The 16,094-nt window shown below is 59.5% G+C and carries 24 protein-coding genes; 16 read left to right on the top strand and 8 right to left on the bottom strand.

The genetic code is table 11. The annotated features are described in order from the left end of the window. Positions 1-15: 15 nt before the first annotated feature. The 5 genes from AACY36_RS19925 to AACY36_RS19905 form a co-directional block, all read right to left on the bottom strand. Entirely contained in the window at positions 16-2,814 is a 2,799-nt protein-coding gene (locus tag AACY36_RS19925) for a toprim domain-containing protein (protein ID WP_339497478.1), read from the bottom strand. Positions 2,815-2,818: 4 nt separating this feature from the next. Continuing rightward, entirely contained in the window at positions 2,819-3,052 is a 234-nt protein-coding gene (locus tag AACY36_RS19920; protein ID WP_306494215.1) for a hypothetical protein, read from the bottom strand. A 72-nt stretch (positions 3,053-3,124) separates the two neighbouring features. After that, entirely contained in the window at positions 3,125-3,487 is a 363-nt protein-coding gene (locus tag AACY36_RS19915) for a hypothetical protein (protein WP_339497470.1), read from the bottom strand. Then, positions 3,484-3,963 carry a YmfL family putative regulatory protein gene (locus AACY36_RS19910; RefSeq protein WP_339497469.1) on the bottom strand — a complete coding sequence of 160 codons (480 nt, stop codon included), beginning with the start codon at positions 3,961-3,963 and terminating at the stop codon, positions 3,484-3,486. Before AACY36_RS19910 ends, AACY36_RS19915 begins: the two co-directional genes overlap by 4 nt. 29 nt (positions 3,964-3,992) lie before the next feature. Next, positions 3,993-4,205: a hypothetical protein gene (locus tag AACY36_RS19905; protein WP_068932236.1), complete on the bottom strand. Its 213-nt coding sequence runs from the start codon at positions 4,203-4,205 to the stop codon at positions 3,993-3,995. A gap of 84 nt (positions 4,206-4,289) precedes the next feature. On the opposite strand from AACY36_RS19905, the gene AACY36_RS19900 reads away from it, so the two are divergent. Together AACY36_RS19900 and AACY36_RS19895 are read left to right on the top strand one after the other, a co-directional pair. Further along, positions 4,290-4,640 (top strand): helix-turn-helix domain-containing protein, encoded by a 351-nt coding sequence (locus AACY36_RS19900; RefSeq protein ID WP_339497468.1) that lies wholly within the window; start codon positions 4,290-4,292, stop codon positions 4,638-4,640. Positions 4,641-4,715: 75 nt separating this feature from the next. Then, positions 4,716-4,901 carry a hypothetical protein gene (locus AACY36_RS19895; RefSeq protein ID WP_339497466.1) on the top strand — a complete coding sequence of 62 codons (186 nt, stop codon included), beginning with the start codon at positions 4,716-4,718 and terminating at the stop codon, positions 4,899-4,901. A 38-nt stretch (positions 4,902-4,939) separates the two neighbouring features. Here the strand turns inward: AACY36_RS19895 and AACY36_RS19890 are convergent, their stop codons facing one another. From AACY36_RS19890 to AACY36_RS19880, 3 genes are all read right to left on the bottom strand, one after another. After that, on the bottom strand, positions 4,940-5,197 hold the full coding sequence (locus AACY36_RS19890; protein ID WP_083221499.1) for an ogr/Delta-like zinc finger family protein: 258 nt from the start codon (positions 5,195-5,197) through the stop codon (positions 4,940-4,942). Positions 5,198-5,271: 74 nt separating this feature from the next. Next, positions 5,272-6,141: a phage portal protein gene (locus tag AACY36_RS19885; protein WP_339497496.1), complete on the bottom strand. Its 870-nt coding sequence runs from the start codon at positions 6,139-6,141 to the stop codon at positions 5,272-5,274. Next, positions 6,053-8,104 carry a terminase large subunit domain-containing protein gene (locus AACY36_RS19880; protein WP_339497462.1) on the bottom strand — a complete coding sequence of 684 codons (2,052 nt, stop codon included), beginning with the start codon at positions 8,102-8,104 and terminating at the stop codon, positions 6,053-6,055. The genes AACY36_RS19885 and AACY36_RS19880 overlap by 89 nt, the downstream gene beginning before the upstream one ends. 163 nt (positions 8,105-8,267) lie before the next feature. On the opposite strand from AACY36_RS19880, the gene AACY36_RS19875 reads away from it, so the two are divergent. The 14 genes from AACY36_RS19875 (at position 8,268) to AACY36_RS28365 (ending at position 16,089) form a co-directional block, all read left to right on the top strand. Next, complete coding sequence (locus AACY36_RS19875) at positions 8,268-9,182, top strand: GPO family capsid scaffolding protein (protein ID WP_339497460.1); 915 nt, start codon at positions 8,268-8,270, stop codon at positions 9,180-9,182. Position 9,183: 1 nt separating this feature from the next. Further along, entirely contained in the window at positions 9,184-10,206 is a 1,023-nt protein-coding gene (locus AACY36_RS19870) for a phage major capsid protein, P2 family (RefSeq protein WP_339497458.1), read from the top strand. Continuing rightward, positions 10,203-10,931 (top strand): phage terminase small subunit, encoded by a 729-nt coding sequence (gpM, locus tag AACY36_RS19865; RefSeq protein ID WP_339497456.1) that lies wholly within the window; start codon positions 10,203-10,205, stop codon positions 10,929-10,931. The genes AACY36_RS19870 and gpM overlap by 4 nt, the downstream gene beginning before the upstream one ends. A 98-nt stretch (positions 10,932-11,029) precedes the next feature. Further along, positions 11,030-11,500 (top strand): head completion/stabilization protein, encoded by a 471-nt coding sequence (locus tag AACY36_RS19860; protein WP_057976328.1) that lies wholly within the window; start codon positions 11,030-11,032, stop codon positions 11,498-11,500. Then, positions 11,497-11,946 carry a phage tail protein gene (locus AACY36_RS19855; RefSeq protein WP_057976327.1) on the top strand — a complete coding sequence of 150 codons (450 nt, stop codon included), beginning with the start codon at positions 11,497-11,499 and terminating at the stop codon, positions 11,944-11,946. Before AACY36_RS19860 ends, AACY36_RS19855 begins: the two co-directional genes overlap by 4 nt. Next, the gene (locus AACY36_RS19850) at positions 11,936-12,616 is read left to right on the top strand and encodes a virion morphogenesis protein (protein WP_339497453.1); all 681 of its coding nucleotides are present in this window, start codon (positions 11,936-11,938) and stop codon (positions 12,614-12,616) included. The genes AACY36_RS19855 and AACY36_RS19850 overlap by 11 nt, the downstream gene beginning before the upstream one ends. An 11-nt stretch (positions 12,617-12,627) precedes the next feature. After that, positions 12,628-13,743, top strand: coding sequence for a DUF2586 domain-containing protein (locus tag AACY36_RS19845; protein WP_057976323.1), 1,116 nt, complete (start codon positions 12,628-12,630; stop codon positions 13,741-13,743). 4 nt (positions 13,744-13,747) lie between these two features. Next, positions 13,748-14,197 (top strand): phage protein, encoded by a 450-nt coding sequence (locus AACY36_RS19840; RefSeq protein WP_057976321.1) that lies wholly within the window; start codon positions 13,748-13,750, stop codon positions 14,195-14,197. Continuing rightward, entirely contained in the window at positions 14,197-14,415 is a 219-nt protein-coding gene (locus AACY36_RS19835) for a TraR/DksA family transcriptional regulator (RefSeq protein ID WP_003235240.1), read from the top strand. Before AACY36_RS19840 ends, AACY36_RS19835 begins: the two co-directional genes overlap by 1 nt. After that, on the top strand, positions 14,412-14,618 hold the full coding sequence (locus AACY36_RS19830; protein ID WP_057701077.1) for a hypothetical protein: 207 nt from the start codon (positions 14,412-14,414) through the stop codon (positions 14,616-14,618). Before AACY36_RS19835 ends, AACY36_RS19830 begins: the two co-directional genes overlap by 4 nt. Beyond that, positions 14,615-15,148: a lysozyme gene (locus tag AACY36_RS19825; protein WP_339497450.1), complete on the top strand. Its 534-nt coding sequence runs from the start codon at positions 14,615-14,617 to the stop codon at positions 15,146-15,148. The genes AACY36_RS19830 and AACY36_RS19825 overlap by 4 nt, the downstream gene beginning before the upstream one ends. Beyond that, a complete protein-coding gene (locus tag AACY36_RS19820) occupies positions 15,148-15,624 on the top strand; it encodes a lysis system i-spanin subunit Rz (protein WP_339497449.1) in 477 nt (158 codons plus the stop codon). The genes AACY36_RS19825 and AACY36_RS19820 overlap by 1 nt, the downstream gene beginning before the upstream one ends. A gap of 13 nt (positions 15,625-15,637) precedes the next feature. Further along, complete coding sequence (locus AACY36_RS19815; RefSeq protein WP_038449138.1) at positions 15,638-15,925, top strand: putative phage tail assembly chaperone; 288 nt, start codon at positions 15,638-15,640, stop codon at positions 15,923-15,925. A 20-nt stretch (positions 15,926-15,945) separates the two neighbouring features. After that, a complete protein-coding gene (locus AACY36_RS28365) occupies positions 15,946-16,089 on the top strand; it encodes a DUF6890 family protein (protein WP_032872601.1) in 144 nt (47 codons plus the stop codon). Positions 16,090-16,094: the final 5 nt, after the last annotated feature.

Genomic DNA, 16,094 nt, shown 5'->3' with positions numbered 1-16,094 from the left:
CGGTCTTGCTCTCCTTTACGCCTTGAATGTCCAGCACTTCACTGTGGTAGGCCGGGGTTGTGAACACGGGTTACGGCCGTTGAACGCAGCACGTACAGCGCTGTGTACGGCCTTGTTGCTGTCCAGAAACTTGCGGGAACGGGACTCTTTGAGCAGGTCGCGCAACGTGGCCACGTCAGCCAGCTTCTGTTTGTGTTCGGCGGCGCGCTCACAGAATTCGTTGAGATTGATAGCAATCACGGTGGGGTCGCTGCTGTGGTCGACCACCGGGTCTTCGCTCAAGGATTCGAGGTAGTCGTAAACCTCCCAAAACTCGGCCACGGCTGCATGGTCGGAGCTGATCGACGCCTGGCGCTCGATGGCCATCCGTACGATCTGTCGCTGTGTGGCGGCGACCTGTGGGTCACTCAATTTCAGTACCAGACGAATGCCGTCCAGCAGCGAGAGCATTTGCGCGTGGTTTTTGCTGATGCGCTCCACGCGGATGTAGCCGCGCAGGTCATAGCCGCAACTGGTGCAATTGCCCTGGTCACTGGCATAGGCCGTGCTGCAGGCGAAACAATGGGTGTGCAAACGGCGCAGCTTCGATTCGTGTTCGGGCATACGTTGGGCGAACAGCTCAAGCACCGCGGATTCCTTGCCCACGGCCCGCAAAAGGAAGTGGCTGAGGGTGCCCCCGTCCAGGGCGTTGAGTTGATCAGCAGCAGCACGGCTTTCCGGCGTGACGGTCGGGCGCACGAAGTGCAGCTTCACAATCCGCGTCATGATTGCTTCGTGGGCGACCACAGCCGCGTTCTGGCTGATCGCGATCGTTCCCCTGAATGGAGGCTCGTATGTTTCGTTGCCGGCCGTCTTGACGCCTTTGGTGGCCAATGTGCCGCCGCCGTAGAAGTCTTTCAGCTCGTCCCATTCGAAGGTTTTAGCGTGTGCCCGATCATCGCCATGGCGATCCGCTTCCAGGAACACCACTGGCATTCCGGAGACCTGGCCCATCAGGCGAGAGCGCCCAGCCTTGGTGGATTTCAAAGGGTCAAATCCTTCATAGCCTTCGCGGCCGAGTAGTTTCCAAAGGAGGTTCAAGAGGGTGGTTTTGCCGGCGCCGGCTTCACCTGTGGCTTCCAGGAAAGGGAAGGACTGATAGCGGGCGCGGATCTGTTCGCAGAACAGCGAGCCGAAGAAGAACACCAGCGCGACGAAGCCCTGGGCGCCGAAGCAGGTCCACAGCAACTGCACCCACTTCTCGTCAAAGCCCTTCGCTTCGCGCTGCAGCTTGATCGGGACGCCTTTCTGCAGGGTTTTCAGGCGCAGCTTGCCGAACTCGAAATAGTCTTCGCTGTTGACCTTGTAGGTGGTGCCGTCCTTGATCGCGATGTCACCGTAGACGTAGCAGGCGTATTCCTTGCTGTAGCCCACGTAGTCGATCGTTGAGACGGTTTTGATGCCGAACAACTGGTCTTTCATGAGCTTGTCGAGCTGCTGGCCACTGCCTGTGAACATGGCACCTGCCGCCATACCCAGCAGCCGCTTTTTGAATTCGCTCGCGGCCGATAGCTGGCCGCTGGTGAACGTGTTTTTCACGCTTTCGGAGTCGTGGGGGAAGTCCACGCGCATGTAGTACCAGGACTCGTCTGTTACCTCGTTACGTTGGAAGTACAGCGCCTGGGGGTAGCAGTTGGCGATTTCCACGACGCTGCCGGATTGCTGCAGCGCTTTTTCTCGCTGTTGCGCCTGGTTCAGCAACTGGTCGTCGTGATTCTCGCTGTCCTCGATGTCGGACATGGCTCGATTGAATTTCTCCATGTCCAACTTGAACCAGTACAGGCGGCTCCCGAAGCCCAGGTGAAATTCCCCGCGCTTGTTCCAGTCGTACATGAGCAAGGCTTTTTCCGCCGCGCTTTCGGCCAGCAGCAGGGCGCCCTGATGGCGGGCTTGTTTGAGGTCAGTGGCGATCTGGTCGGCGCGTTTGGTTTCGTCCTGGATGAAGCTCCAGCGCTGATGAAGGTCGTTCCAATCCGACTTGCGACCGTCGCGTTGTGGGATCTGCGCTGACTCGCAGATGAAGCCCAGGGCACGGGCTTCGCGGACCCAACGCCTGGTGTAGGCGTTTGCGCTCGGCTCGTTATCCAAAGCCCAAACCAGCTTGGGCAGCTTTCCGCCTTCCCGGTTTTTAATCAGAGCCTTGAGCGAGTCCCCGGGGAATGCGTTGGAGGACATTGCAGATACGGCCGCGATGTCGTTGTGCACCAGGGCGATGGCATCGAAGATCCCTTCGACAATCCAAATTTCCTTGGCTTCCAGCAGGTTGACGCAGGGCGGGCACCACCAGACGCCGCGATAGCTGTCCTTGGATTTGAAGCGGGCCTTCATCTTTCCGAAGCGATGCGGTTGATCGATCAGGCGTTCCCACCAACCGCCTTTTTCCAGTGCGAAACGCACTGTCGCGCTACCTGCGTTGTGTTCAACCGAATAGAACGTTTCCTGGGTGAACCATCCCTGGATCAGCTCAAACCGAAAGCCTCGGGCGAACTCGAGGTAAGCGCGTGCGGTGGCGTTGGGATGTTGGTCTGTCGCCGGCGCACGTTTGCTCCAATCTTCAAACAGGTCGTCGTACAGTTCTTTCACGTGCAGGGTGTGGCCACACTTTTCAGGGCGACCACAAATCACCATCCATGGCGTGTCAAAACGGGAGTACAGCTCTTTCTTTTTGCACTTCGGGCAGGTGCCGCCGCGCATGTAGTCGGTGCCCGTGCGGTGCTTGAGTCCGAAGTCGGACTGGAGGCGTTGCAACACGTCTTGGCGAAGTTCTTCTTTCATGGGGTTACTTCACTGCTTTAAGGCTGTGGGACAGGGCTGCCATGAGGCGTTTTTGTGCAGCCATGACCGGAATGTGGGCGAGAATCGCGCCGTGGCGCAGACCGGCCGCAACAAGGCGGAATTGGTCGTCATACCAGTGTTCGTTGAGGCTCAAGCGATACTGTTCGCGCAGGTTGGCCAGCAACGCTTCGGCCTCGGCAGGAGGCAGTTGGGTGGTGACAATTACGGCGTTAGCCATCGTTAAACCTCGATTTTGGGCGCAGCTCACCCAAACCCACGGTAAGTGGGGCTGGCGATTGGTTAAGAGGTGTTAGGTTGCGGAGTTAATGCGGGTGGCGCGGCCAGCGGATATCAGGTGTTCATAGATCAGATGGACCGGGACTGACCAAGTGCAGCCGCGCACGGGGTCAGTTATGACCACGGCATGAGATTCGCTTGCTTTGAGGTCGATCCGCTGCCGAATATTGATTTCGGCAAGGTCGCCCAAAGCCTCACAAGTGATACGAAGCGCAAACGGCTTATCGGCCTGGAAGCTATCCACCAGGTGGTTGACGGTCCGCTCAATGAATTGACCTTGATCGCCCAAGTGTTCGGCCTGATGACGTTCGAGGAATGCGAGTGCAGCGGCCCGGATGGTGCTGCGATAGTCCATGCCTGTGCAGGCGTTGTTCATTTGGCTTTCCCCGATTTGGCGCGGTAGAGATCGATCGCGGCATAGACCTCGGCAGTCCGTGCTGCTATGTGCAATGTGTGGGCGTTCTGAATCAACTCGGCTTCGGTGTCGGTGATCACACCGTCTTCAAGCGCCTGGGCAATGGCTTGATCGACAGTTCCCTGTTTGGCCGAACTCTGCATAGCCCGTGCATACATCTCCACGTTGTCCAAGTTCTCGGGGTGGGCCACCGGCACGAACATGCCGCCGTACATAGCCGCCACGTAGTTTGGAAAGTGCTGGGTGCCCGTGACTTGCTCTAGCAGGAAGATCTGCGTATCCGTCAAAGGACGGCAATTGTTGTTTTCGTAGGCGTGGTTATCAAACTTCTTAAGTGGCAGGCCAATACGGGCGGCGGCGCATTCGCGGCCACCTTCAAAGGTGCAAATGATTGCGCTCACGACTTCGCGACGTGTTTTTAGAACCTGGCTTTCCATCTTCTGCTGTTCCCTCAGTGCGCTGGCCATTACTGTGCGATTACGCCGTCTTTGATACCCAAGAGTACGGCTGCGCGATGTGCCTCCCCACGGCGACATTGGCTTTGGCCATTCAGTACCGCATAGACGGTGCTGGGGTTGAGGTTGTGTAGAGCAGCAAAATTTTTCGCAGTCTGACCACGCTTCTCCAGGGACGCACGCGCTTGCTGGCGTGCTTGCTCGGTGATGGTTGAGTTGGGCATAGTGCAATTCCTTGCGTTTTCGTGTGATGACAAGCGCAGGATGTGGCAAAAAACTGCCATTGTAAATATGTGGATGGAAAAATATTGACTCTCTCTGAAGAGATTGGCGCACGGCTGCGCCAACAACGTGCCCAGGCTGGGCTGACACAAGATCAAATTGCGGAGCAGCTTGGTGTCTCGAAACGGACTCAAGGAAATTATGAGTCCGGTGCCAGCGATCCCCCTGCGTCCTACTTGAGCATGGCTGCAAGCGTGCTGGATTTTGATGTTCTCTACATCGTGAGCGGAATACGCACCACGTTGAAGTCCGATGCGTTGTCGGAGGTTGAGGACAGCATTGTTCAGCAGTACCGCAGCATCCCTCCAGACGATCAACGAGCCATTCGACGCTTCGTCAAGGCCATGGCAGACGATGCTGTCAAAGGAGAGAGCTGACCACTCTGTACCTGCCTTGCCGCCAGCTCGCCCCCATATCACTGCGTCAGCAATGGATTTTATGGAGTGGTAAGCATGTTGGATCGCACGAACGCCGATGCCGGTTACGTTGAAATAGCTGCATCTGCGCGGTATGAGCTTTCGCATATTGAACGTCGCCTGATTGGGTCCTATCGCCAATTGAGTCAGCGTGACCAGGAGCAATTGCGCCGACTGACCGAAGCGCTGATGAGCAACCCAGACCAGTCCGACGAGGATTGATTTTTTAGCCGCCGACATGTTGCTGTCGGCGGCAAACATCACGCGACCGCCTGCGATCCAAGCTTTTCAAATAGCTCCCGCTGCTGCGCCCTAGGCATGTCCCTCAGCCGATCAATCAGCAACCTGTCGAATGTCTGCGCGGAGGGGCTGAGCGTATGGGAAAACGTAAGGTTCGCCACCCAGCTATGCCCGCACTTGGCGTCGAGGCATTGGCAGTAAAGTTTCGCGAAGTCAGCGGATAGCACCTCACGCGATGCGATCCGACCTTTGTGCCCGCACTTACAAGTCACTCTCATGTTCCCTCCCCAGGGTGCAGCGAATTGCCACTATGTTCGCATGTGATGCAGGATATTTCTCTATCTTTGAAATATCAGGTAGTGGTTTCGCCTGCGTTCTCGATCTTTTTCCAGTCGATGCGCCTGTCATGGCGTAGTGCGTCATTGAGCTGGTTGAACAGCTGACAGATCGGCCTGATTTCGTTGCTGGTGTACACGCGATCGATTTTTTCGATGTCTCCAAACCCGCCGCTGTTTTCCGGGATGATTCCGGCCAGGGCAGGGTTCATTCGCCAGGCAGCGATCACGTCATTGCGCGTGATGTTCTTCACCTTCTCCAACTCGTCTTTGGCCTGAAAATCCCCCACAGGGATGATCTGGATCGCGTTTTCCTTACCGTTGGGAATGTTAACGAACATCGAGCGAAAGTTGCCCACGCCCTTGCTGGCGCTGATCTGAGCGCGCAGGTTCTCTTCGTCTTCTTCGGTCAGGTCCGGGTCGTTGGTGTAGAAGATGTAACCCGCGTGTGCACCGTTGCTGTAGTAGCGCCGGCGGAACAGGGTCGCGGCTTCGTTGAGCAACAGTGCCTGCAGGCCGCCCAGGTAGTCGGGCACTCCGTAGATGTTCTGTTCCACGTCGTAGTCCAGGACGTGTTCGATTTCGTCCTGGTGGAAGTCCATGTACTTGCTGTCTGGCAGCAGCATCCTGAATCCGCCGTCGACCTTTACCCGCATGTTGATCGCTGGCAGGTGCTGCATCTCCAGCACCTCGCCGAATGCATTGGTGTCGCGGTAGAAATAGGCCTCCCCAAACACCATGTAATCCAGGCTCGCCCGCCCCATGGTCTGCGTGCTGCAGCCCTCGGACGGGATGAATTCACGCAACAGCAAGTTGCGCTTGAACTTGGGAATGGCGCCGTGGTGCGCGTTGGCGCGTAGCAGCTTGGCTAGGCCCGCCCGGGACACCGGTGGCTTGTAGATTTCGCCGTCGTCGCTGAGAAACACCCCCAGGTACTCGCCGATGTTGCCGGACAGCACCTGTTCGGGTTCCCCGAACGTGAACGCCCGCATGGGCTGCTGCTGTCGCGCCTGCCGGTTGGCCTGGGGCTTTTTGTGTCGTGGCTTGGGCATTGTTTCCGCTCGTGACGTAGCGGCTACGGCGCCGCTTGTTGGTATTGAGGGGTTCATTGAACAGGGCGTGCATGATCGACCAGGCGATATCGGCATGACCGGTGGCGTCGGTGCGCGAAGCGCTGTAGGTAACCTGGCCGCTGGTGGTGGTGCCGCGTTTAATGGTCAGAAACGCCTGGGCGATGTCGGTCCAGCCGGCGTCCCACTCGATGCGACTGCCCTGGATCGTGTCCTGGGCCTTGAGTACCAGGGTATTTTTGGTTTCAAGGCTGTAATGGATAGCGGTCGCACGCGGGTAGAAGTCCCGTACCAGGTCAAACACGCCGTAACCGATACCGGTCGTGTCGATGCCGATGTGCTGCACGTTGAAACGCTCGGTAAGTTTCTTGACCTGGTCGGCCTGGTACTTGAACGACTGCCCACGCCAACTGTGTTTTTCCAGGATGCGGAATTTCGCCCCGGGTTCCAGTGGCGGGGCGACCACCACACACGTGGCGTCGTCGCGGGTCCGGCTCGGATCGTAGCCAAGCCAAACCGGGCTGTTTCCGAAAGGTCGATCCAGCTCCGGGTTGTAGTCCTCCCATAGCGATAGGTCGGAGTAGCAACGCTCCAGATCCTTGAGCCCGAACGCGCTCTGGCTGCTGTCGATGAACTTGCAGTAAAATAGCTGCTGGAATTTGTCTTCGTCGTACTCCAGCTGCAGCTGCTCCAAGTCGAACAGATCGCAGCCACCGGCGATGGCGTCGTCCAGGGTGATGGTCTTGCGCCATTGGCCGTCCGGGCACAGCGCGCCCTCGGTGTAAGACGCCTCGGTGGGCCAGGTGCCGCCGGCCTTCTTGCCGCGTTTGCTGTTGCGGAATTCCTCACCGGACCAGAATGGGTACGCTTGGTGCGACACCGCGCTGGGCGTCGAGAAATAGGTTTTACGCCACTTCTTGTGGGTGCCCATGGCGCTGGCCACGGTGCTGAGTTTGTCGAAGTCACGTATCCAGAAATACTCATCGACGTAGACGTGGCCATGGTAGCCCTGGGCGGTGCTGCTGTTGGTGCTGAGAAAACGCAGCTCGGCGCCGTTGCTGAGCGTAATCGGGTTGCCCGTCAGCTCAATGTCGAACCACTGCTTGGCAAACTGGATGATGTAGCTGCGAAAAATCTCCGACTGCGAGCGGCTGGCCGACAGGAACACCTGGTTGTCGCCAGTCAGCACCGCATCCATGAAGGCTTCGCCTGCGAAGTAGTACGTCAGGCCAACCTGGCGGCTTTTCAGGATGTTGCGGATTCGGCACGTCAGCGGGTTTTGTTTGGCCGCGAACAGCTCCTGCTGATAGCGGTACATCTTGCTGATGAACTTATCCAGAAAGTCGACTTCGGTCAGCCCGCTGATGTCGTTCTTGGCTTTCTTCTCGCGTTTCTTCCCTCCGCTATCGCCACGGCCAGAACGTTCGCCACGCGCGCCCTGGTGGCGCTCCAGGGGTTCGCTGGCTGCTTCCCCGGCCGGTGCCGGCGCCGGTTTCACCGCTTGCTTTAACAGGCGCTCGCGCACCGTGGTCAGCCGGTCCAGCTCGTTGAGTTCGTCCTTGGTCAGGCTGCTGGCTTTGTCCAGGAGCAGTGTGATTCGCCGGCCGACGGCCGTCAGCGGTTCTTCGTCCGACAGCATGTCCTCCCAACCGCCCTGGCGTATCCAGTAGTAGACGATGCGGATGTTGGGCAGGTTGAGCTGCGCCTGAATTTCCTTGGCCTTACAGCGGCGTAGAAACAGGCGTTTGGCAGCTTCTTTAACTTCGGTCGAGTAGTACATGGGCCGCAGTCTATGCGGCGAAAAGTCATGAAACGCGGGGTTAAATTCCGTGATCCACCTATATCGCGGATATAGGAGAAACGCGCATTTGAACCGTTTGTTTGGGGCCTGGCAGCTCCCTATCGTGGCGGCTCATTCAACCGATTGAGCGCAGTTAACGTCCATGCCCCGTTCCCTCGTTTCGTACTGGAAACGTGTCGCCACCAGCGGCACCACCGCCGATGGCCGCGAGATCCTTCCCCAGGAACTGCGCGATATCGCTGAAACCTACAAGCCGTCCAAATATACGGCAGTGATCTGGTGTGACCACGAACGCTGGAGCGGTTCCCACGGCACCGTCTTTGCGGTGCGCTTGGTGGAAGAAGGTGAAGACCTTGAGCCTGGGCAAATCGCCTTGGAGGCACAGCTCAAGCCGAATGATCGCCTGCTGCAGCTGAATGATCAGGGCCAAAAGCTTTTCTCCAGCATCGAGATCACCCCGAACTTCGCCGGCAGCGGAAAAGCCTACCTGACAGGTCTTGGCGTCACCGATGAGCCCGCCAGCCTGGGCACCCAGGAACTCTATTTTTCCAAGCAGACCCACCAAAACTCCTTCTATGCCGCCTCCGTCGAACTGGGCTCCTTTGAAGCCGAACCGCAGAGCGAGGTCGGCAAGCTGATCGGCTTGCTCACTGGCCTGTTCAAGCGCTTTGCCACGGATGCCGAGCCCGCCGAACCTACCACCCCAACTGAGAGCAAAACCCCAATGGATGAAGCTACCGCAACGGCCCTCAAAGCCCTGCTGGAGCAGCTGCTTGTCGTCGCTGCCGGCATTCAGGCTGTGATTGAACCCGCCGCCGCAGATGCACCAGAACCCGACCAGGCACCCATCGACGACGTGAGCGCGGCCGTAGACGATATCGTCACAACCGCCGAGGAAGAACGTGAGTTCCGCCGTAGTGGTAGTTCGAACAAGGCCGTTCTGGTTCAGTTGGAGAAGCTGCAAAAGCAATTCTCCGCACTGCAGAACACCTCGACTGGTCGCCTGTTGCCCCGTAACGCCGGGCCGGTGACCACCACTAAAAAGCGGGTGCTCTGATATGGCCCAGCCATTGAGCGCCCGTGGCGCAAAACAATATGCCGAGCTGCAGGAAGCGATGGCCGAAGCGTACGGCGTCGAGCGATCGAGCCGCATGTTCAGTGTGGACCCGACGATTGCCCAGGAACTGAACGACGCTATCACCGCGAAAGCTGACTTCCTGGAGCGTATCAACGTTGTTCCGGTGAGTGAGATCAAGGGCGAAAAGGTCTTTATCGGTGTGAATGGTCCGGTCACTGGCCGTACCAACACCAAGACCACCGACCGCGAGGCCAAGGACGCTTCGGCGCTGGACAACACCACCTACGAACTGGCTGATACTCAGTCGGACGTGGGCCTGCCGTACGCCAAGATCGATGCTTGGGCGAAGTTTCCCGACTTCAAAGAGCGCTATTCCGCTGCAGTGCAAAAGCGCATCGCCCAGGACCGTATTGTTATCGGTTTCCACGGAGTCAGTGCGGCGCCTCAGACAGACCTGGCAGCCAATCCAAAGCTGCAGGACGTGAACAAGGGCTGGCTGCAACAACTGCGCGAGCAGGCCCCGCAGCAGGTACTTAAAGAGGGCACCACGGCAGGCAAGGTCAGGCTGGGCGCCGGTGGTGACTACGCCAACCTTGACGCCCTGGTGCACGACACCAAGCAGATGGTGGACGAGATCCTGCGCGAAGACGGCGACCTGGTCGCGATCATCGGTACCGACTTGCTCGCGTCCGACAAGGCCAAGCTGTACACCAAGCAAGGCGACACGCCGACCGAAAAAGAGCGCATCGAAAACGCCCAGGTGATTGCGACTTATGGCGGCCTGCCGGCTTTCAGCGTGCCGAACTTCCCGGTCAACGCGGTGCTGGTCACCAGTTGGGACAACCTGTCGATTTACTACCAGGACACCAGCTGGCGTAAGCAGACGATCGAGAACCCGAAACGCTCCCGCGTCGAGGACTACAACAGCCGCAACGAAGGCTACGTGATCGAGCAGCTGGAAAAGATCGCGTTCACTGAAAACGTTGAATTGGTGGCGGCGTGAGTTTGGCCCTGGAGCACAAGCGCCGCACCCTGGCCATGGGCAGTGCTGCAGTAGCGGCGATGTCCGCTGCTGCAAGCTTGGCCTATTCGCCGGCCGATGCGCTGAGCAGTCCCGCCAATGCGCGCAAACACTTGCTATTGCAGGAAGCGGCATTGGACCAGGACCTGGAGCGCCTGAGCGCGATGAAAGGGGCTTTGGCGGGACGCCAATTGCTCAAGCGCGACGAGCTGCTGCCCAAGTACCAGGAATACGTCCAGCGCTACTGCGAGTCGGGACTGAACTTCCCTAACCGCGTTGCGGTGCAGGTGATGGTGTGGCTGTTCGACACCGCCCAGTTCGAAGACGCGCTGGAGCTGGCCGACTTCCTGATGGAGCAGGGCCAGAAGATGCCGGAGCGATTCATGCGCCGCGACATCCAGACCTTTGTTGCTGATGCGGTAGCCGACTGGGCCTATGACGAATACAACGCGGGCCGCAGCCCTGAGCCCTACCTATCCGACCTGTTGCCCCGGGTTGACGGCGAATGGGACCTGCCTGAGCAGATCCCGAGCAAATACCACAAGTTGATTGGAATGCGCGCTATTGAGGCTGAGCAGTGGGAAACCGCGCTCAAGCATTTGGAGCGCTCCACCGAGCTGTACCCGAAAGCCGGCAACGACACCCGCATCAAGAAGGTCCGCAGGGCCTTGGAAAAACAAGCGGCCGCCACCCCGGTCTCCGAATAACCGACTACCCCCCCCAGCGGGGACCTGTGGAAGTGAGCCGTCCATTAATGGACCGTCCCACTGAAAACAGGCTCCCCGCCCTATTTGAGCGGCCAGCAATGAGCTTTTCCGGGAAAACCACCACCTTTGTGGAACTGACGATCGAAAATGACGGCTTCTGGCCGGACCTTTCTGTGACCGAGTTTCAGAAAGAACAACGCGTGCCGGCGGAGTACCTGGTGGAGCTGCTAGTCGACACATTGAAAAGCGCCATGTTCGAAGTGAACACCGACCTGGCCCGCGTGAAAGCGAAGCTGCAGACGGCAGGGGTATCGAACCTGCAGGAAGCGGCCGGTGTGGCCACCCCGGCAGAATGGGCTTACGCCTATAAGGTCACGCTCTATAAACGCGCTGTCTACAGCCGCGCCAAGGGCAATTCACTGCCCCAGTTTGCCACCGTGACCCGCCGCGAAAGCGCGGAAAACACCGGCAAGGAAGCGCCAGAGCGTGCCGAAACCTTCCTGGCTTTCAGCCAGCAGGCCGTGCGTGCGCTGCAAGGTCGCGGCCGCATTACGGCGTCGTTGCAATGATCCAGCTGCAGGCGCTAACCGCCTACCTGATGGCCCGTAACCTAGTGGCGCCTGAGCTATTCGACAGCTGGACGGAGCAGGTCAGCCTTGAGCTGATCTGGAAGCCCGACCGCGACGGCTTGCACATGGCTGACATGCGCTACCGCGCTGTGTTCTCGCTGGAGAGCTTCACCGGCAATCCTTCCAGGCTGATGGCCCTGGTCGGTAGTTGGTTGGAAACCCATGACAGCGACCGCGACCGCCACGAGCTGCCGGCACCGATGTTTACCGTTGAACCACTTGACCAGGACAGCTTCGACGTGGAGCTGTCGCTTGAATTCATCGAGCCGCAATACCTGGCCGAAGATCCTGCCGGCGAGATCGAGGCGTTCGGCAAGACCTGGGCGTTCGTCCCCTTCGATCTGTGGGTAGCTGAGCAAGGCGAGGTGAGCAGCGATGGCCGCTAATCCGCTCGCCCTCGATGTCCGGGGCATGGTCAACGTCGACGCTCAGTTGGCGTTGCTTGGGCTACCGCCCCAGTTACGCCGACGACTGCTGAACAACGTAACCAAGCGCGTGCGGACGATGAGCCGTAAGCGGGTGCGCGAACAAAAGAACCTGGACGGCACGCCGTTCGCTGAACGCAAGGGCTCTGCCAAAGGCAAAAAGAAGATGGAAGCCGGCCTGGCCAAGCTGCTGCAGGTCACCCGCGTCAGCTCCGACGAAGCCGAACTGGGCTGGAAAAACGCCCTGACCCGCTGGGTCGCCGCGCAACAGCACAACGGCGTCAGCGAGCGACGTACCGCCGCGCAGATGCGGCGCTGGAACAAAGTCCCCCCAGGCATCGCCTGCACCGACAAACAGGCCAAGCGCTTGCGCCGGCTGGGCTTCCGTGTCCGCCAGAAGGGCAAAAAGGCATTGGCCAGGCCATCAGTGGCTTGGATTCAAGAGCATGTGAACTACGCCAAGGCCGGCCTGCTGATCCGCATTTTGAACGACGAACGAACCGAAACAACGGGCGCGCAAAGCTGGGATATCACCCTGCCAAAACGCCAGTTCCTCGGTGTGGAGAGCGGAAACGAAACCCGCGACCTGGTTAACCAGGTGTTCCAACAAATCCTTAATTCACCCCGCTAACGAGGCACAGCATGGCACTTGGCAAAGTCAGCGTTAACAATCTCAATCTGGGCCAAGGCGCCGTGACTGAGATCGAGCGCTATTTTCTGTTCATCGGTCCCGGCCCGAAAAACACCGGCAAATTGATCGCCCTCAACACCGACAGCGACCTGGATTCGCAGCTGGGTGTGCCGGCCAGCGACTTGAAAACCCAGGTCACTGCTGCCCGCTTGAACGGCGGTGATCGCTGGGCCTGCCTGGCGGCGCCGATCAGCGCTGACGGTGACTGGAAAATCGCCCTGGAAACCGCGCAGCAACAGGGCTTTTCCGTCGAAGCAGTAGTGATCACCAAGCCGGTATCCAAGGGCGACGAACTGTCGGCCATGCATGACGCGGCTATTTCCCTGAACAACACCTACGGCCGACGCGTATTCGTCATGGCTGCGTCTGCTGGCATCGTCGCACCGCTGACCTGGTCGCAGTACCTGGTCGAGCAAAAGCCAATCACCGCCGATGTGGCCGCGCCGCGTGTGCTGGTGGTTCCGCAGCTCCACGGCAATGACCTGGGCGTGTTGGCCGGTCGCCTGGCCAATGCCGCCGTCAGTATCGCTGACAGCCCCATGCGCGTGGCCAGCGGCCCCGTGCTGGGCCTGGGGCCAGTCCCGGTCGACGCCGAAGGCATCCCGCTGCCATCCGCGATTCGTGCCGAGTTGGATAAAGCCCGCTTCTCGGTCGCCCAGACCTATCCCGACTACCCGGGCGTGTACTGGGGTGACGGCAACATGCTGGATACGCCTGGCAGCGATTACCTGGTGATCGAATACCTGCGCCTGGCTGACAAGGCCGCTCGCCAGATCCGCCCCCTGTTGATCCGCCGCGTGGCTGATCGCCGCTTGAACAGCACCGCCAACAGTATGGCTGTGAACGTCAACGCGCTGATGGCACCACTGCGCAAGATGGCCAAGTCGACCAAGTTCGCCGGCCAGGTGTTCCCGGGCGAGATCCAAACGCCCAAGGACGGCGACATCGTGCTGACCTGGACGAGCAAAACCGCCGTCGAGGTGTACATCAAGCTCAAGCCCCACAACTGCCCGAAAGACCTCACGGCGAACATCGCCCTGGACCTTTCCACCGACGATTCGGAGTAACCCCATGTCACGTATTGGCGGCAAGAACTTCGACGTGAACCTGGGCGATCTGCAGGTCCACGTCGAGAGCTGCACCCTGGATATCACCGACAACAGCAAGACCGCGCAAACCCGTGGCGTGCCTGACGGCTACGTCGACGGCGACGTAGCGGCAGCGGGTGAGATGGAACTGGACTCGACCAACTTCGGCCTGGTCGTTGAGGCAGCACGTACGGCAGGCAGCTTTCGCAAGCTGGAAGCGTTCGACGTGGTGTTCTTCGCCAAGGCCGGCGACGACGAGCTGCGCATTGAGGCGTTCGGCTGCAAGTTGAAGGTTTCCAGCCTGTTGAACATCGATCCCAAGGGCGGGGAGAAGACCAAGCACAAGGTGCCTTTTGAGGTCACCAGCCCGGACTTCATCCGCATCAATGGCGTGCCGTACCTGGATGCCACCGAGATTGAGGGCATTAGCTGATGGTCTGCCCGTTCGATCGCGCCCAAGCCCTGGAACAACGTCAGCGGGACCAGGCTATCAACGCCCAGTTGGCCCAGGCCCGGCGTGAGTCAGCGGGCCCAAGTCTTACTCACTGCCAGGACTGTGACAACGAGATTCCTGCAGCGCGCCAGGCGCTCGGCGGCAAGACCCGTTGCGTCCCGTGCCAGTCTTTTTTCGAAAAAGGAGTGCAGAGATGAGCACGAATCAGGCGGCCCAGGACACCGCAATCGCACTGGCGAAGGCGTCACCTGCGATCGGTGTAGCTGCCACTGGAGCGACAGGGGCCGTCGACTGGTCGGCTGTCGCCTACATGCTCACTGCCGTTTACATGGTGCTGCAGATCCTGCTGTTGGTTCCCAAATATCGCCAGATGTTGCGCGACTGGAAGGTGAAGCTATGAGCCTGCGCGGCAAGATCGCCGCCGGTGCCATTGCGCTGTGCAGCTCCACGCTGGTGGTGTTCCTGGGCACCTGGGAAGGCAACGGCCAACACACTGTCCACGCCGACAAGCTGGCCCGTGGCTTGCCCACCGTGTGCAAAGGCATCACCCGTCATACAAGCCCATACCCCGTGGTTGTGGGTGACTACTGGTCGGACGCCCGGTGCGACGAGGTAGAGCAGTTGGTGATCAGCAAAGGCCAGCTGCAGCTGGCCGACTGCATCACCAACCAGAACGTGGGCCAGAACACGTTCGACGCTCTGAGCAGCCATGGCCATAACGTCGGTACCCCCAGCACCTGCGCCAGTCGCGCCGTGGGCTTGATCAACGCCGGCCGCATCAAAGAGGGCTGTCAGGCCCTGGCCTGGGCGCCTGACGGCAAAACCCCGGTATGGGCCTTTGTCACCACCGCCCAAGGCAAGAAGGTGTTTGTCCCTGGCCTGCACGCGCGCCGTCTGGCGGAAGTGGCTCTGTGCGAGGCGGGCCTGTGATGCGTGAGGGCGCTTTCATCCTGGTGCTGTGCCTGGTGGCCTGGTTCGGCTTCGACCTGCTGCAAGGCCAGCGCGACACCGCTCGTAGCGAGCGTGACGCCGCGCTATTCGAAGCCAGCGGCCTGCGTGAAGCGGCGCGCATCAGCGGCGCGATGCTGGCCGAGCGTGACGCTATAGACCTTCAACGAACCCTGGAACTGAACCATGAACGTGCTGAAAACGACGCTTTGCGCCTTGACGTTGCTGCTGGCCGTAAGCGGTTGCGCGTCACCGCCACCTGCAGCGCCTCAGTGTCCTCCAGTGCCGGCGCCAGCGGCGTGGCTGATGCAGCCGCCGCCGAACTCACAGCAGACGCTCGACCGGATTATTTCACCCTCGTCGACCAGCTCGCCCTGAGCAAAAAAATGATTTTGGGCCTGCAAGACCACGCCCTGCGGGTATGCCCGCGCCAACCACAACAGACACTCAACCCCTGAACGGAGTTACACCATGACCGATAAACGCGACATCACACTGGAAATTGGCGACCAGGAATTCACCTTTGAGCTGACCCCGCAGGACGTCACCAAATACTTCAACGCGGTGAACCAGAACAACAAGGTTTCACCCGCCAACAACCTGCTGGTAACCACCGTCAAGCAAGAAGAACGCGCCCGCCTCAAAGGGATGTTGGGCAACCCGGTGTTGGTTATGCAGCTCGCCGGCACGCTCCTCGAGGAGTACGGCCCTGATGTTGAAGTCACCGTAAAAAAGCCCTCGACCACGCCGAACGACTGACCGAAAACGGCCTTGGCCAACTGGTAGCCCTGGCCAGCCGCTGGCTACCTGGGGCCGAGCCCACCGCCGAGGTGATGGGCACGGCCAAATGGCTGGAGGACGAGCACTGGCGGCGGATGGAAATTGCCATCGCCAACGGTATCGCCCACGCACTCAACGGATAAACATT

The sequence above is a fragment of the Pseudomonas sp. EA_15y_Pfl1_P101 genome (genome assembly GCF_963970835.1).
Classification (GTDB): domain Bacteria; phylum Pseudomonadota; class Gammaproteobacteria; order Pseudomonadales; family Pseudomonadaceae; genus Aquipseudomonas; species Aquipseudomonas tritici.
Note: the sequence above shows the minus strand (reverse complement) of the source record. Positions and strands in the feature narration are given on the sequence as shown.

What these genes read in the sequence shown, in the direction of transcription:
- AACY36_RS19925 (WP_339497478.1), bottom strand. Translation starts at nt 2,814, where the DNA reads ATGAAAGAAGAACTTCGCCAAGACGTGTTGCAACGCCTCCAGTCCGAC.
- AACY36_RS19920 (WP_306494215.1), bottom strand. Translation starts at nt 3,052, where the DNA reads ATGGCTAACGCCGTAATTGTCACCACCCAACTGCCTCCTGCCGAGGCC.
- AACY36_RS19915 (WP_339497470.1), bottom strand. Translation starts at nt 3,487, where the DNA reads ATGAACAACGCCTGCACAGGCATGGACTATCGCAGCACCATCCGGGCC.
- AACY36_RS19910 (WP_339497469.1), bottom strand. Translation starts at nt 3,963, where the DNA reads ATGGAAAGCCAGGTTCTAAAAACACGTCGCGAAGTCGTGAGCGCAATC.
- AACY36_RS19905 (WP_068932236.1), bottom strand. Translation starts at nt 4,205, where the DNA reads ATGCCCAACTCAACCATCACCGAGCAAGCACGCCAGCAAGCGCGTGCG.
- AACY36_RS19895 (WP_339497466.1), top strand. Translation starts at nt 4,716, where the DNA reads ATGTTGGATCGCACGAACGCCGATGCCGGTTACGTTGAAATAGCTGCA.
- AACY36_RS19890 (WP_083221499.1), bottom strand. Translation starts at nt 5,197, where the DNA reads ATGAGAGTGACTTGTAAGTGCGGGCACAAAGGTCGGATCGCATCGCGT.
- AACY36_RS19880 (WP_339497462.1), bottom strand. Translation starts at nt 8,104, where the DNA reads ATGTACTACTCGACCGAAGTTAAAGAAGCTGCCAAACGCCTGTTTCTA.
- AACY36_RS19875 (WP_339497460.1), top strand. Translation starts at nt 8,268, where the DNA reads ATGCCCCGTTCCCTCGTTTCGTACTGGAAACGTGTCGCCACCAGCGGC.
- AACY36_RS19870 (WP_339497458.1), top strand. Translation starts at nt 9,184, where the DNA reads ATGGCCCAGCCATTGAGCGCCCGTGGCGCAAAACAATATGCCGAGCTG.
- AACY36_RS19860 (WP_057976328.1), top strand. Translation starts at nt 11,030, where the DNA reads ATGAGCTTTTCCGGGAAAACCACCACCTTTGTGGAACTGACGATCGAA.
- AACY36_RS19855 (WP_057976327.1), top strand. Translation starts at nt 11,497, where the DNA reads ATGATCCAGCTGCAGGCGCTAACCGCCTACCTGATGGCCCGTAACCTA.
- AACY36_RS19850 (WP_339497453.1), top strand. Translation starts at nt 11,936, where the DNA reads ATGGCCGCTAATCCGCTCGCCCTCGATGTCCGGGGCATGGTCAACGTC.
- AACY36_RS19845 (WP_057976323.1), top strand. Translation starts at nt 12,628, where the DNA reads ATGGCACTTGGCAAAGTCAGCGTTAACAATCTCAATCTGGGCCAAGGC.
- AACY36_RS19840 (WP_057976321.1), top strand. Translation starts at nt 13,748, where the DNA reads ATGTCACGTATTGGCGGCAAGAACTTCGACGTGAACCTGGGCGATCTG.
- AACY36_RS19835 (WP_003235240.1), top strand. Translation starts at nt 14,197, where the DNA reads ATGGTCTGCCCGTTCGATCGCGCCCAAGCCCTGGAACAACGTCAGCGG.
- AACY36_RS19830 (WP_057701077.1), top strand. Translation starts at nt 14,412, where the DNA reads ATGAGCACGAATCAGGCGGCCCAGGACACCGCAATCGCACTGGCGAAG.
- AACY36_RS19825 (WP_339497450.1), top strand. Translation starts at nt 14,615, where the DNA reads ATGAGCCTGCGCGGCAAGATCGCCGCCGGTGCCATTGCGCTGTGCAGC.
- AACY36_RS19820 (WP_339497449.1), top strand. Translation starts at nt 15,148, where the DNA reads ATGCGTGAGGGCGCTTTCATCCTGGTGCTGTGCCTGGTGGCCTGGTTC.
- AACY36_RS19815 (WP_038449138.1), top strand. Translation starts at nt 15,638, where the DNA reads ATGACCGATAAACGCGACATCACACTGGAAATTGGCGACCAGGAATTC.